The organism is Pseudomonas sp. GW821-FHT02H06 (assembly GCF_059421525.1).
The window spans coordinates 136,525-149,884 of the sequence record NZ_JBWKVD010000012.1; the positions used below are offsets into that span (position 1 = coordinate 136,525).

General features: G+C 63.1%; 10 protein-coding genes. 7 read left to right on the forward strand and 3 right to left on the reverse strand.

Going from position 1 to position 13,360, the window contains the following annotated elements:
* Positions 1–304: 304 nt before the first annotated feature.
* The 5 genes from AC07VF_RS19355 to AC07VF_RS19375 are packed head-to-tail and all read left to right on the forward strand — an operon-like array spanning position 305 to position 6,849.
* The gene (locus AC07VF_RS19355) at positions 305–1,990 is read left to right on the forward strand and encodes an ABC transporter substrate-binding protein (protein ID WP_192173627.1); all 1,686 of its coding nucleotides are present in this window, start codon (positions 305–307) and stop codon (positions 1,988–1,990) included.
* Positions 1,987–3,024 (forward strand): ABC transporter permease, encoded by a 1,038-nt coding sequence (locus AC07VF_RS19360; protein ID WP_244655980.1) that lies wholly within the window; start codon positions 1,987–1,989, stop codon positions 3,022–3,024. Before AC07VF_RS19355 ends, AC07VF_RS19360 begins: the two co-directional genes overlap by 4 nt.
* Positions 3,024–3,887: an ABC transporter permease gene (locus tag AC07VF_RS19365; protein WP_495008036.1), complete on the forward strand. Its 864-nt coding sequence runs from the start codon at positions 3,024–3,026 to the stop codon at positions 3,885–3,887. Before AC07VF_RS19360 ends, AC07VF_RS19365 begins: the two co-directional genes overlap by 1 nt.
* Positions 3,884–5,614 (forward strand): dipeptide ABC transporter ATP-binding protein, encoded by a 1,731-nt coding sequence (locus AC07VF_RS19370; RefSeq protein ID WP_192173629.1) that lies wholly within the window; start codon positions 3,884–3,886, stop codon positions 5,612–5,614. Before AC07VF_RS19365 ends, AC07VF_RS19370 begins: the two co-directional genes overlap by 4 nt.
* A 26-nt stretch (positions 5,615–5,640) precedes the next feature.
* Positions 5,641–6,849, forward strand: coding sequence for an acyl-CoA dehydrogenase family protein (locus AC07VF_RS19375; RefSeq protein ID WP_192173630.1), 1,209 nt, complete (start codon positions 5,641–5,643; stop codon positions 6,847–6,849).
* Positions 6,850–7,726: 877 nt separating this feature from the next.
* On the opposite strand, the gene AC07VF_RS19380 is transcribed toward AC07VF_RS19375, so the two are convergent.
* The 3 genes from AC07VF_RS19380 to AC07VF_RS19390 form a co-directional block, all read right to left on the reverse strand.
* Positions 7,727–8,128 carry an ExbD/TolR family protein gene (locus AC07VF_RS19380; RefSeq protein WP_192173631.1) on the reverse strand — a complete coding sequence of 134 codons (402 nt, stop codon included), beginning with the start codon at positions 8,126–8,128 and terminating at the stop codon, positions 7,727–7,729.
* Between the two features lies 1 nt (position 8,129).
* Positions 8,130–8,867, reverse strand: coding sequence for a MotA/TolQ/ExbB proton channel family protein (locus AC07VF_RS19385; RefSeq protein ID WP_282372983.1), 738 nt, complete (start codon positions 8,865–8,867; stop codon positions 8,130–8,132).
* A 94-nt stretch (positions 8,868–8,961) separates the two neighbouring features.
* Entirely contained in the window at positions 8,962–9,783 is an 822-nt protein-coding gene (locus AC07VF_RS19390) for an energy transducer TonB (RefSeq protein WP_495010123.1), read from the reverse strand.
* A gap of 549 nt (positions 9,784–10,332) precedes the next feature.
* Here AC07VF_RS19390 and AC07VF_RS19395 point away from each other — a divergent pair.
* Both AC07VF_RS19395 and AC07VF_RS19400 read left to right on the forward strand, forming a co-directional pair.
* Positions 10,333–12,378: a TonB-dependent receptor family protein gene (locus AC07VF_RS19395; protein WP_495010124.1), complete on the forward strand. Its 2,046-nt coding sequence runs from the start codon at positions 10,333–10,335 to the stop codon at positions 12,376–12,378.
* A gap of 69 nt (positions 12,379–12,447) precedes the next feature.
* The gene (locus tag AC07VF_RS19400) at positions 12,448–13,047 is read left to right on the forward strand and encodes a histidine phosphatase family protein (RefSeq protein ID WP_495010125.1); all 600 of its coding nucleotides are present in this window, start codon (positions 12,448–12,450) and stop codon (positions 13,045–13,047) included.
* The last annotated feature ends 313 nt before the right edge of the window (positions 13,048–13,360 follow it).

Genomic DNA, 13,360 nt, shown 5'->3' on the forward strand with positions numbered 1-13,360 from the left:
CGGAGTGAGGGTATTCCGACGAAGGAGGAACCCAACCAGGAGCAAGCACCCTTGGTTACTTGGGGTGCTTTTCCAAGTAACTCGCCGAAGGCGAAATCGAGGCCGTTAGGCCGACGCCCTTGATCTTGATCTCGATCTCGCGGCGCAGCCAAAAAAAGAGCCGAGCTGTTGCCCCACCAACACCCGCCACACAAATTGCCCCGCCAGCAACCCGAAACCCGCCTGACACACCGCATTTACCGCTGGAAAAACCCGGCATGCCTTGTGCAATGACCCTGATCCCGGACCAAAGGCATCAGGACCCATGCGAGAACGCGCCCCCACATTGCGACTGCCCGACCCTCGGCCCCGGTCGTGGACCCAACCCACCGCCATCCTCGGCGTGGCCACCCTCTGCAGCCTCATGCTCGGCTGCGGACAAAGCACCTCCACCGTCACCCGCAGCGAACAACCCGTCAAAGGCGGCACACTCGTCTATGCCACCGACCGCGAACCGACCTGCCTCGACCCCCACGTCGCCGGCGACATGCCCCAAGTGTTCATCGGCCAACAGTACCTCGACTCACTCGTCTCCATGGACGCCGAAGGCCGCATCGGCCCCTGGCTTGCGAAAAGCTGGGAAATCTCCGACGACGGCCTGACCTACACCTTCCACCTGCGCAACGACGTGCACTTTACCGACGGCACCCCGTTCAACGCAGCCGCGGTCAAAGCCAACCTCGACCACATGGCCAATCCCAAAACCCAGTCCAGTACAGCGGGCGGCTACATTCGCCAATACCGCAGCACCGACGTGATCGACGCCGACACCGCCGTCGTCCACCTCGCGACGCCCTATGCCGCCTTCCTCGAAGTGCTCGCACAGGGCTTCCTCGGCATCGAATCCCCGACGGCCCTTCAGCGCCCCCGTGACACCAACTGCGAAAGCCCGGTCGGCAGCGGCCCCTTCAAAATCGTTCGCTGGGACCGCCAGAGCCAGGTCGAACTGGTGCGCAACCCCGACTACAACTGGGCGCCGCCCACCGCCAAACATCAGGGCCCGGCCTGGCTGGACCGCGTGGTCTGGAAATTCATCCAGGAGCCCTCGGTGCGCTTCGCCTCGCTGCAGGCCGGTGAAGTTGACGTCATCGAGGCGCTGCCCCCGGAATCCCATGAAGCGGCCCGACGCAATCCCGACCTGCAACTGATCATCGCCCAGCGCCCCGGCAACCCCACCAACGGCACGCTGAACATCACCCGCGCGCCGTTCAACGACCTCAAGGTGCGCGAAGCGTTCGTGCGCAGCGCCGACATCGATGGCGCCCTGAAAAGTGTGTACTTCAATGAATTCCCTCGCGCAGGCGGACCCTTGAGCCCGGCCACCCGCTTCTACAGCCCGGACTTCCAGCACGCCCAGGATTATGACCCTGCCAGGGCTGCACAACTGCTCGATCAGGCCGGCTGGACCCAACGGGACAGCGACGGCTATCGGACGAAGGAGGGCAAGCGCCTGCAAGTTCACGTGGTCATGGGCAACCGCACGCCACCCTCCGAATACACCCTATGGGAACAGGTCCAGGCGACCACGCGGCAAGCCGGCTTCGAGCTGATCATCGATCAGATGAGCGACGTGCAGGCGACCAAGCGCCAGGCCGATTGGGACTACGACATTCGCCTCGGCTACTGGAACACCAACACCGCCGACGTACTGCGCATCATCTTCGGCAGCGAGTTCATTCGTCCCGCAGGGGTGGGTGGCTACCACCAGAACACCGCCGGCTTCAGCGACCCGGCGTTCGACTCGCTGGTGCAGCAGGCCCTCGCCACCCAGGACGCCGAGCAGCGGCGGGCGCTGTATTACAAGGCGCAACAGATTGCCTCCCGCCAATACCTGCAACTGACCACGTACCCGCAGAGCACTCGACTGGGCATCTACAAAACCACCCAGGGCGTGCGGCTGGAAACCTCGCTGGCGGTGACTTACCTCTATGACGCATGGGTGAACAAATGACCAATACAGCGTCGAGCAACGGGCTGACCAACGCGCTGGACAACAACCCTGAGGCCGCCCCTCAGACGCCGTCCGCGAACCCGCGACGCGAGCGATTGCAGCGGCTGGGCAAGCGCGCGTTGTGGCGCCTGGCGGGCGGGATTCTGGTGCTGTGGGCGGTCGCGACATTGACCTTCTTCGCCTTGCGCCTGATGCCCGGCGATCCGGTGCTGGCGATCCTCGGTGGACCGAGTGGCAACCCGACCGCCGAAACCATCGCCGAGGCCACCCGCGAATACGGCCTGGATAAACCGCTGGCCGTGCAATACGCGCTGTACCTCGGGCGGCTGGTGCAAGGTGATCTGGGGATGTCCTATTCCCAGCATCTGCCGGTGACCCGCGTGCTCGCCGAGCAATCCTGGCCGACGCTGGAACTGACCTTCACCTCCCTGGCGCTGGCGTGGCTGCTGGTGCTGGCGTTGACGGTGCTCACCGCCGGGCGCCGCCGCTGGGTTAGCACCCTCGCGTCGCTGGCAGAAACGGTATCCGCCGCGCTGCCGCATTTCTGGCTGGGGATTCTGCTGCTGGCCGTGTTCGCGTTTGGCTTGCGGCTGTTTCCGCCGGCGGGCAGTGACGGCTGGCGGACACTGGTGCTGCCGTCTTTCGCATTGGCGATTCCGCTGGCCGGTTTCATCGCCCAGGTCACCCGCGAATCCCTGGACCTGACCCTTGAACAACCCTTCGTGTTGACCGCCAGAACCCGCGGGCTGAGCGACTTCAACGTGCGCTTCAAACACGCGCTGCGTCATGCCGTGCTGCCGGGCATCTCGCTGTCAGGCTGGGCCATCGGCGCGCTGATCAGCGGCGCCGTGGTGATCGAGGTGATCTTCTCCCGCAAGGGCCTCGGACGTCAGTTGTACCAGGCCGTGCAAGCCCAGGACCTGCCGCTGACCATCGGCATCAGCCTGGTGGTGGCCGCCGGTTATGTGCTGGCCAACATTCTGGTCGACCTGCTTTACCAATGGGTCGACCCTCGCCAACAGGAGAACCCGTGATGAGCGACCTGATTCTCGACACGCCGCTGCCCGCGATCCGGGTCCAGCGCACGCCGCGCACCTGGCGAATCGGCCCGTCGCTGGCCCTGGCCTTTTTGCTGCTGGTCATCCTCGCCGCCCTGGCGCCACAGTGGTTCGCCCACAGCGATCCGCTGGCGATCGTGCCGCGCGATGCGTTTCATCCACCGGGCTGGGCGCACTGGTTCGGCACCGACCAGTCAGGGCGGGACATTTTTTCCCGAGTGATCTACGGCACGCGCCAGTCGCTGTTCATCGGCCTGGCAGCGACCGTCATTGCCATGAGCATCGCCATCGTTCTCGGCCTGCTCGGCGGATTGGGTGGCGCACGGGTCGACCGCGCCGTGGGCTGGGTGCTTGAAGTGCTGTTTGCCTTTCCCAGTCTGATTCTGGCGCTGCTGTTCGTGGCGATTGTTGGCAGCGGCATCGGCCCGCTCATCGTTGCCACCGGTCTGGGCGGCGCCCCCGGTTATGCGCGCATGGTCCGCGGCCAGGTGCTGGCGGTGCGCAATGCCGGCTATATCGAATCGGCGAAGGCCCTCGGCCATCCACCACTGCGCATCATCACCCGGCAACTATTGCCCAACGCCATGCGGCCGCTGATCGTGACCCTGACCATGGGCGTCGGTCAGGCCATCGTCTGGGCGTCGGCGCTGAGCTTCCTCGGCCTCGGCGCGCGTCCACCGGCGCCGGAATGGGGAACCATGTTGTCGATGGGCCGCGACTTTATCGCCAACGCGTGGTGGCTGACGTTTTTCCCCGGCTTGTTCATCGTCCTCACCACGCTGTCGACCACGGTCGCCGGTCGTTACCTGCAACAACGTCTGGAGGGCCGACTGTCATGAGCGAGCCGAAACGTTTGATCGTCGAAGGCCTGTCCATCGAATTCGCCGGGCAGTCGGTGGTGCGTGATCTGTCGTTCACCCTGGAACCGGGCAAGACTCTCGCGCTGGTCGGCGAATCCGGCTCGGGCAAGAGCGTGACGGCGCGCAGCCTGATCGGCCTGGCGGGCGAGGGCGCGCGGGTCACGGCGCGCCGGCTGAGTTATGCCGGACGTGATCTGCTGGCGCTGTCGGAGCGCGGATGGCGTGACTTGCGCGGCCGGGAAATCGGTTTCGTGCTGCAGGATGCGCTGGTGTCCCTGGACCCGTTGCGCCCGGTGGGCAAGGAGATTCTCGAAGTGCTGCAGACCCATGGCTGGGGCGATCGCGTCAGCCGGGGCGAGCGGGTTATCGAATTGCTGGAGACCGTCGGCGTGCCCGAGCCACGGCTGCGCGCACGGCAGCGGCCTGACCAGCTTTCCGGAGGATTACGTCAGCGCGCGCTGATTGCCAGTGCCTTGGCGATGAATCCCGGACTGGTGATTGCCGACGAGCCGACCACCGCGCTGGACGCCACGGTGCAGGCGCAGATCCTCGACGTCCTGCAACATATCCGCCAACGCGGCGACTCGCTGTTGATCATCAGCCATGACCTGGCCGTGGTTGCGCAACTGGCCGATGAGGTGCTGGTGCTGCGCCACGGCGAAGTGGTCGAGCAGGGGCCGATGGAGCAAGTGCTGCGCAACCCGCGTCATGCCTACACCCGCTCATTGCTGGATGCCGTGCCCGCCGAACATGCGCGCGGGACGCGGCTTTCATCGGCGCAGGGTGGGTCGGGGCAGGGTGCGTCAGCGCTGCAGGCTCGGGCGGGGGTGGATTCTCCGGTGTTGCTCAAGGCTACCGGGCTGGGCAAGCGCTACGTCGGCCCCGATCAACAGGTGCGGCAGGTCGTCGATGGCGTCAGCTTCGAGCTGCGTGCGGGCCGCACCCTAGGCATCGTCGGCGAGTCCGGTTCCGGCAAGACCACTGTGGCGCGCATTGTGCTGGGCCTGTTGGAGCCCGATGCCGGCGCGGTGCAGTTTCTCAATGTGCCGTGGACGGGGGCGGGCAGCGGGCGCGTCGAGGAGAAAACCCGGCGCCTGCATCGGCGCGACATCAGCGTGATTTATCAAGACCCCCTCAGCTCGTTCGACCCGCGCTGGAGCGTCGGCCAGATTCTCGCCGACGCCCTGGATGTGGCCGGCATGCCGTTCGAGCAACAGCGCGCGCGGATTGCCCAGCTGCTTCATGAAGTTCGTCTTCCGGTTGAGCTGTCGAGCCGTCGGCCGTTGCAGTTGTCCGGCGGACAGCGTCAGCGCGTGGCCATCGCCCGGGCCATCGCCAGCAACCCGAAAGTGATCATCTGCGACGAGCCTGTCTCGGCGCTGGACGTGTCCGTCCAGGCCCAGGTGCTCGATCTGCTGGCGGATCTTCAGGCGTCGCTGGGCCTGGCGTATCTATTCATTTCCCATGATCTGGGGGTGATTCGCCACGTCAGCGATGAAGTGCTGGTCATGCGTCACGGCCAGGTGGTGGAGCGCGCGCCGGTCGAGACGCTCTTCGACAGCCCCCGACACGAATACACCCGACGCCTGCTGGGTGCGGTTCCGCGTCTGCCCGGTACCGGCGCCACACTGGTGGTGCCGCCGCTGGAACCGGAAAGCGCGGTGCTGCTGTTTGATGAATCCCGGCTGTGGAAAATCGCCATTTAGGTTCGAATTCAGAACAAGGATCTGCCATGAGTACGTTGTCTGCTGTACCCAAACCTGCGGTCGTCACCGTCGCAGAACTCAACGCGCGACTGGACCGCCTGCTGCCGGACATCGCCGCAGGGGCGGCCCGGCGCGAACGTGATCGGCAATTGCCCTATGAGGCCGTCGCGCAGATTGCCAAGGCTGGTGTGTTCACTGCGCGCATTCCCGTGCGCTTCGGTGGCGCCGGGGCGACGGTCAGGGAAGTCATCGCGCTGCTGATCCGCATCGCGTCCGCTGATTCCAACGTGGCCCAGGCGTTGCGCCCCGGATTCGGCTTCGTCGAAGGCCTGCTGGCCTCCCGGGCTGAAGACGCCGAGGCTGAGCGCGAGCGCTGGTTTGCCCGCTACCTGCAGGGCGCGGTGGTGGGCAATGCCGGCTGGGAAGTGGGCGGCGTCAACGGCGCGATCAGCGCGCGTATCGTCCGCGATGGCGACGATTACCGGGCGAGCGGCAGCAAGTATTACAGCACCGGTTCGCTGTACGCCGACTGGGTCAGCGCGGTGGCGCTGGATGAGAACGATCAGCCGGTGTCATTCATCCTGCCTCGCGACCGTCAGGGCCTGGAGTTGGTCGATGACTTCGACGCCATGGGCCAACGCCTGACGGCCAGTGGCACCACGCATTTGCACGATGTGCAGGTCAAGGCGGAGGAGATTCGCACCCGCACGGTGGAGGAGGGCAAACGCACCATCGTTACGCCGTTTCTGCAGGTGTTCCTGGCGGCGGTCAACGCCGGCATCGCGCGCAATGCCTTGAACGACGCGGTGAGTTTCGCCCGGGACCACGCACGGCCGATCAAGCACAGCACGGCAACGCGCTCGGTGGATGATCCTTACGTCGAGCTGAGCGTCGGCGACATTGCGGCCCGCGCCTTTACGGCGGAAGCGGTGGTATTGCACGCCGCCGCCTCGATCGACCGGGCGTGGGCCGCCGAGCTGGACGCGGTGGCGGTGGATCAAGCCGCCGTTGATGTGGCTCAGGCGCAGTACATGGCTGCCGAGTCAGCCTTGAAAGCTGCAGAGCTGGTGTTCGATGTAGGCGGTGCTTCGACGACGGGGCGGGCGCACAATCTGGATCGTCACTGGCGCAACGCGCGCACGGTGTCCAATCACAATCCGCGGCAGTGGAAGGCGGCGGCGGTGGGGGCCTGGCAGCTCAAGGGGACACCGCCGCCGACGTCCGGGTTGTTTTAAAGGCGGTAAACGCGAGATCAAGATCAAGATCCAGATCTTTAAGATCAAGAGCGTCTGCCTGGGGGCAGACTGTTTCGCCTTCGGCGAGTTACTTGATAAAGCCCCAAGTAACCAAGGGCTTGTGCTCCTGGTTGGGCCCTTCCTTCGTCAGGGTTCCTTCACTCCGGTCTCGCTCCGTGGGCCCGCGCCGAACGGACATCCATGTCCTGACGGCGCTCTCGCCGCATCCATGCGGCTCGGCCCACGGAGCGAGACCTGCGTTCAGCCTGCACCCAAGTCGCGATTCGTGTCGTCTGGACTTTTTGTGGAGGAAGATCAAAAGCAACGGCAACGGCAACGGCTGAAGCCGGTCCTACGGTCGGAGCCAATCCCACTGGATGCATGCGCTGCTGCTAGTGGGACCGGCTTTAGCCGGGAAGAGGCCAGCTCAGGCGCCAACAATTTTGCTGATCTCACACCCATCCTGTGGGAGCGAGCTTGCTCGCGAATGCTTTATCTCAAACACCAGATATGTGTTGGATGTACCGACCCCTTCGTGAGCAAGCTCACTCCCACAAGTCCTTGGCGCTTGACCCGCCCTTGATCTGCCTTTGATCTTCATACGCACAAAGCCCAGACGACGCCAATCGCGACTTTGGTGCAGGCCGAACGCAGACGACGCGGAGTGGGCCGAGCGGCATGGATGCCGCGAGAGCGCCGTCAGGACATGGATGTCCGTTCGGCGCGGGCCCACGGAGCGTCGTCGGAGTGAGGGAACCCGACGAAGTCGGGCCAAACCGAGAGCAGGCACTTTTGGTTACTTTTAGTGCTTTTTAAAAGTAACTCGCCGAAGGCGAAACGTCTGCCCCCAGGCAGACGCTCTTGATCTTCTAAACAGTCATTTAGCCGTAATCACCGAAAGCTTGGTGATCCCGGCCTTCTCGATCGAGGCCATTGCCCGCGCCACTTCGCCGTAATTCACGCCGTTGTCGGCCTGCAACTGCACGCGCACGTCGGCGTTCTTGTCCTTGGCCGCCCTGAGGTTGCTTTCCAGCAGATCCGCCTGAATCTCGTCCTTGTTGATGAACAGCTTGCCCTTGTCGTCGATGCTCACCACCAGCGGGTCCTTTTGCTCCACCGGCGCCACCGCTTCGGTTTTCGGCAGGTTGATCGGGATGGAATTGGTCAACAGCGGCGCCGTCACGATGAATACCACCAACAGCACCAGCATCACGTCCACCAGCGGCGTGACGTTGATTTCGCTCAGCACTTCGTCATTGTCTTGTGTGGAAAAAGCCATCTCAGGACGCCTCCTTCACTTTCTGGCCGGCAGCCGTTGTGCCAGCCGCGGCGCCCGATTTGTTCAGCACCGGATGCAGCAACACGCGGAACGAATGCTTCTGCGCCAGGCTGTAGAAGTCGTGGGCAAAGTCGTCCAGGTCAGCGGCGGTCAGCTTCAGGCGACGCAGGTAATAGTTGTAAACCAGCACCGCCGGTACGGCGACGGCGATACCGACGCCGGTGGCCACCAGTGCGGCGCCAATCGGACCGGCCACGGTTTCAAGGCTGGCCGACCCTGCCGCACTGATGCCTTTGAGCGCTGACATGATCCCCCACACCGTCCCAAACAGGCCGATGAAAGGCGATGTGCTGCCGATACTGGCGAGGATGGCCAGGCCGGTTTCAAGCGACCGCCGCTCGCGCACGATTTGCTGACGCAGGGCGCGTTCGAGTCGATCCTGATGGTTGATCGCCTGGCTCAAATCAGCGGCGTGGCCACCTTCCGGCACTTGAATCGCCGCGTAACCGGCCAGGGCGACGCGGGCGGCGGCACCCGGCCGGGTGTGCGCGAGCTCAGCGGCCGAGTCCAGGCTCGAGGCTGCCCAGAATTGCTTGTGGAATTTCCGGTCCTGCGCCTTGAGGCGAGCAAACTGCAGGCCCTTGAGCAGGGCTAGGCTCCAGGTGGCGACGGAGAAGAGGATCAGCACCCAGATGACGGCGTGTTCAATGGAATCGAAAGGTGAGGCGATAAGGTTCATGTGCGGCTCCAACAAGGCAAATAAGCAAGGCAAAAAGGGGTTAAGCGATGCGCCTTTTGTCAGGTAGCCCGCGATGTTGCGACCAGATGGTCGATCACCTGATCTTGAAGTCGATGGGCACGCTGACCCAGCCGTCGATGGGGTCATTGCCCCGTTTGGCCGGGACGAAACTCCAGCGTTTCACGGCCGCCTGAGCGGCATCGTCAAGTTGCTCATGACCGCTGCTTTTTTGCACCTGGATCTCACTCGGTTTACCGCTGCCCAGCACGTGGACGCGCAGTAATACGGTGCCTTCCCAGTTGCGGCGCATGGCCAGGGCCGGGTATTCCGGCGCAGGGTTGTGCAGGTAACCGGCATTGGCCGAAGCCGGTGTGACCGGTGCAGGCGCGGGTGGCGCAGGCGGTGCGGGCGCGGCGACCGGTTGCGGTGGAGTCGGCGGTGCAGGTGGCTGCTCCGCCGGTTTGGCGACAGGTTTGGGAACGGGCTTGGCGACCGGCTTGGCCTTGGGTTTCGGGACGGGCTTGGGCGGCGGCGGTTTCACGGCCAGTTCGTCTTCTACCGGGGGCGGAGGCTCCTCCACGGGTTGCGCGACGGGCTGGGGCGGTGGCGGTGGCGTCTCGACAACCGGAGGGGCAGGCTGTGAAAACTCGATGGTCATCGGCGGGATTTCCGGCGGGACCACGGGCAGGGTGGCGGCGGGCGAACTATTGATCCAATAGATCACCGCAGCGTGCAACACCAGGGCGAAGACGCCCAGCAGCACTGCTTCGCGACGGGTCAATATCTGCCGGGGCGTGGTCTGCAGACGCGACAGCGCCAAAGGGCCTCGGTAAACCCGGCCCAGGTCGAGCAACTCCCCGCCCGGCGCCTGGCGCCACAGCACATTCAGTGCGTTGGCGGATTGGGCATTGGCCATTGATTAACTCCCAGCTGTTTAACGTAACAATGCGGAACCGAAGTTCCTTGATCCTGTTGATGCCGGTGCCACGTGCACCGGCTTAGTTCAGGGAGCAAGAGCCATACCAAGTGTCCATCCGCCGCAAAATGACCGGTCTAGAGCGTTGCACGACAATTGCTGTTGTGCCATCAGCATTGTTTTGTCGATCAGGTGTTGCGTCAGAAACAGTAGAGGTTATGAGGCGCTTTCATCCGGTTATAGGGTTTTTTCGGGGGGAAGTCATAAACAGGGGTGCAACACCTTTATATGCCTGGCAAGTGTTGGTCACCCGACAGAGTTGCAGCAAAGTGTCGCCTGCCCAACGTTTTAGATAGTAAACGCCGGATAAACAGGGCCAATAACACGTGGCATGAACTCTGCAAAGTCACTGCCGAGCGCGACTATACGAATAGATGCTCCCACTGACATTTAACTGCGGAGACTCTTGTTTTGACACAGCACTCTTTTAATACGCGCGCTCGGCGCTTCGATCCCTTGGCAACGGCGTCCAGTCTGGGCGTCCTGTTAATGCTGGTCCACGGACCATTGTTCGCCACTGAGGGTGACGCCGAGGGTTCCCAAGACCCGCGACTGGCGACCGTGACGGTGACCGGCGCGGCGGCAAGCGAAGCGCAGAAGGCGGAGCAGCAACTGGCGAACGTACCCGGCAAGACGGCCGTCATCGATAACCACGAGATTGAAAAAGGCCGCGCTTCCAACGCCGAAGATGTACTGGCCTTGCAGCCCGGTGTATTCGCCCAGGCCACCAGCGGGTCAGCGGCCAACAAGATCTCTATCCGAGGGTCAGGACTGAACACCTTCTATCAAGGCTATGTGCTGGGCATCAAGTTTCTGTTCGACGGCCTGCCGCTGACCGGCCCCGGCGGTACTCAGGAAGACATGCTCGACATGGCCGGTGTTGACCACACGGAAGTGTTATACGGCGCCAACGCCTTTAACTATTCGGCGTTATCGCTGGGCGGGGCGATCAACTTCGTCAGCAAGACCGGCCGCACCGACCCCGGCAGTTACGCGCGCTTCGAAGCCGGAAGTTATGGCTATCGCAAGCAGGTATTAAGCACCGGCGGCGTAGAAGGTAACGCTGATTATTACGTCAGCCTGCAACATAACGAGCGTGATGGTTATCAGGACGACACGGCGAATAAAGGGCAGGGCATCGTCGCCAACTTCGGTTATGTGTTCAATCCCAAGCTGGAAACCCGGTTCTTCCTGCGTTATCGAGAGGAGACCCTCAGCCAGGGCAACACGCTGACGAAGTACCAGATCAAACACGACCCGAAAAGCAACGCCGTGCCATTCGGTCGCAAGAAGGACGGCACGACACTGCTTGGCAGCAAAACCACTTACACCTTCGACGACAATGCCAAGCTGGAAGTCGGCCTGGGCTACAACGATTACCCGCTCTATAACGGCTGGCGCTACTCGGCGACGCCCCAGGACTGGCGCTCGAAGGACATCAACCTGACCTTGCAATACCTGCGCACAGGCGACACTTTTCTGGGTTTGAACAGCGACAGCACCGCCACCTTCAGCACCACCCAGGCGTACCTCGCCGACGTCAAATCCCACAGCAAGGCGACCGGGACCAAACAGCAGGAAGCGAACTATACCGGCTCGCGTGACACGGTTTTCTCGCTGGGCAACGAGCTGCAGTTGACAGATGACCTCTGGCTGTCGACCGGGCTGTCGTTCATCGACATCAAGCGCAAGGCGGAAATCGAATACACCACCGGGGTCAATACCACCGCGTTTCCCAACGGCGTCGAATACCAAGAGCATGACCTCGCGCCGCGTATTGGCCTGCGCTACAAAATCTCCCCCGAATTCGAGCTGTTCGGCAACGTCAGCCGTTCCATTGACCCACCCGTGACCTGGCAACTGGGCAGCACCGGGACGCCCTACATCCAGGACGTTCGGCCGCAGAAGGCCAACACGGTTGAGCTGGGCATTCGAGGAGCGCACGGGATTTTCGACGGCAGCCTGACGCTGTATCGCTCGTGGGTGCAGAAGGAGTTGCTGTCGGTGGTGGTGCGTCAGGCCACCGCGACGCAGGACCCGTTGATCGCCACCTCAAACGGCAGCGGCACGATTCATCAAGGCATCGAGGCCGGTCTGAACGCGTTGTTGTGGGAAGGACAGGGTGACACCCTGACCTTGCGTCAGGCGTTCACGTACAACGATTTCCATTACCGCAATGACGCGACTTTCGGCGACAACGAGCTGCCGGGTCTGCCGCGTCAGGTCTACCAGGCCGCACTCGAATATCGGCAGGCCAGCGGTTTCTATGCCGAAGTCAACGCGCGTTCTGCTTCCAGCTACTACGTCGATTTCGCCAATTCGTTGCATGCGCCTTCCTATACGCTGTGGGGGGCGAAAGTAGGGTATGAAGCGCCAGGCCGGAAATGGGAGGTGTTCGTCGATGCCCGCAACCTGACCAACGAGCGCTATGCCACGGCGTCCAATACGGCCTACGACGCACGAGGGCAGGACTCGGCCAACTTCTACGTCGGTGATCCGATCAACGTGACCACGGGTGTTTCTTACCGCTTCTGATCCGGTCACGCAGGCCTGCCATCCGGCGGGCCATCATCGGAATCTGCCGCCATCGACTAGAGACATTGCATGCGCTTATACGTCGTACGTCATGGCCAGACCCAGGCCAACGCCGAGCACCGTTACCTCGGCGCCCTCGATCCCGGCCTGACTGCGACCGGTCGCGAACAGGCGGCGGCGTTGCGTCTGGAATGGCCGGACTCGATCCGCCGCATCGTCACCTCGCCCTTGCAGCGCGCCCGGCAGACTGCCGACATTCTTAACTACCGATTGAACCTGCCCTTGCAGGTGATTCCGGCGTTTCGCGAGAGGGATGTCGGCGTGTTCGAGGGCCTGACCCAAGCCGAAGCGCAGGCGCGCCATCCGGAGGTGTGGCAGCGCAACATCACGCGCCAGTGGGACAGCGGGCCGGCAGGAGGGGAGTCGATTGCTGAAGTGGTCACGCGCGTCCACGAGGGTTTGATTGCCCTGATCAGCTTGCCTGCGTCCGGGGATCTTCTGCTGGTAGGCCACGGCTTTGTAGCGAAAACCATTCGGGCGCTGGTGAACCGGGATTTCTCGGACTTTTTCGACTGGCAACTGGGCAATGGACACTGGCTGGTGTTGGACCATGTCGAGCGGGTTGCCGATTACAGAGTGCCGGTGGCAAGTCCGTTGCCAGGTGCGTGACGGGGCTTACATTTGCGGCGTGACGCCTGACGCTTTCCCGGCTAAAGCCAGTCCTACCAGGATGCACCGGGCTTTTAGTGGGACCGGCTTCAGCCGGGGAGAGGCCGGCATGAGCACCCAAACATTTGCAGCGTGACCACTGACGCTTTCCCGGCTAAAGCCAGTCCTACCGGGATGCACGGTGCTTTTAGTGGGACCGGCTTCAGCCGGGAAGAGGCCGGCATGAGCACCCACACATTTGCAGCGTGACCACTGACGCTTTCCCGGCTAAAGCCAGTCCTACCGGGATGCACGGTGCTTTTAGTGGGACCGG

Coding starts and splice junctions, on each gene's coding strand:
- AC07VF_RS19355 (WP_192173627.1), top strand. CDS start 305: ATGCGAGAACGCGCCCCCACATTGCGACTGCCCGACCCTCGGCCCCGG.
- AC07VF_RS19360 (WP_244655980.1), top strand. CDS start 1,987: ATGACCAATACAGCGTCGAGCAACGGGCTGACCAACGCGCTGGACAAC.
- AC07VF_RS19365 (WP_495008036.1), top strand. CDS start 3,024: ATGAGCGACCTGATTCTCGACACGCCGCTGCCCGCGATCCGGGTCCAG.
- AC07VF_RS19370 (WP_192173629.1), top strand. CDS start 3,884: ATGAGCGAGCCGAAACGTTTGATCGTCGAAGGCCTGTCCATCGAATTC.
- AC07VF_RS19375 (WP_192173630.1), top strand. CDS start 5,641: ATGAGTACGTTGTCTGCTGTACCCAAACCTGCGGTCGTCACCGTCGCA.
- AC07VF_RS19380 (WP_192173631.1), bottom strand. CDS start 8,128: ATGGCTTTTTCCACACAAGACAATGACGAAGTGCTGAGCGAAATCAAC.
- AC07VF_RS19385 (WP_282372983.1), bottom strand. CDS start 8,867: ATGAACCTTATCGCCTCACCTTTCGATTCCATTGAACACGCCGTCATC.
- AC07VF_RS19390 (WP_495010123.1), bottom strand. CDS start 9,783: ATGGCCAATGCCCAATCCGCCAACGCACTGAATGTGCTGTGGCGCCAG.
- AC07VF_RS19395 (WP_495010124.1), top strand. CDS start 10,333: ATGCTGGTCCACGGACCATTGTTCGCCACTGAGGGTGACGCCGAGGGT.
- AC07VF_RS19400 (WP_495010125.1), top strand. CDS start 12,448: ATGCGCTTATACGTCGTACGTCATGGCCAGACCCAGGCCAACGCCGAG.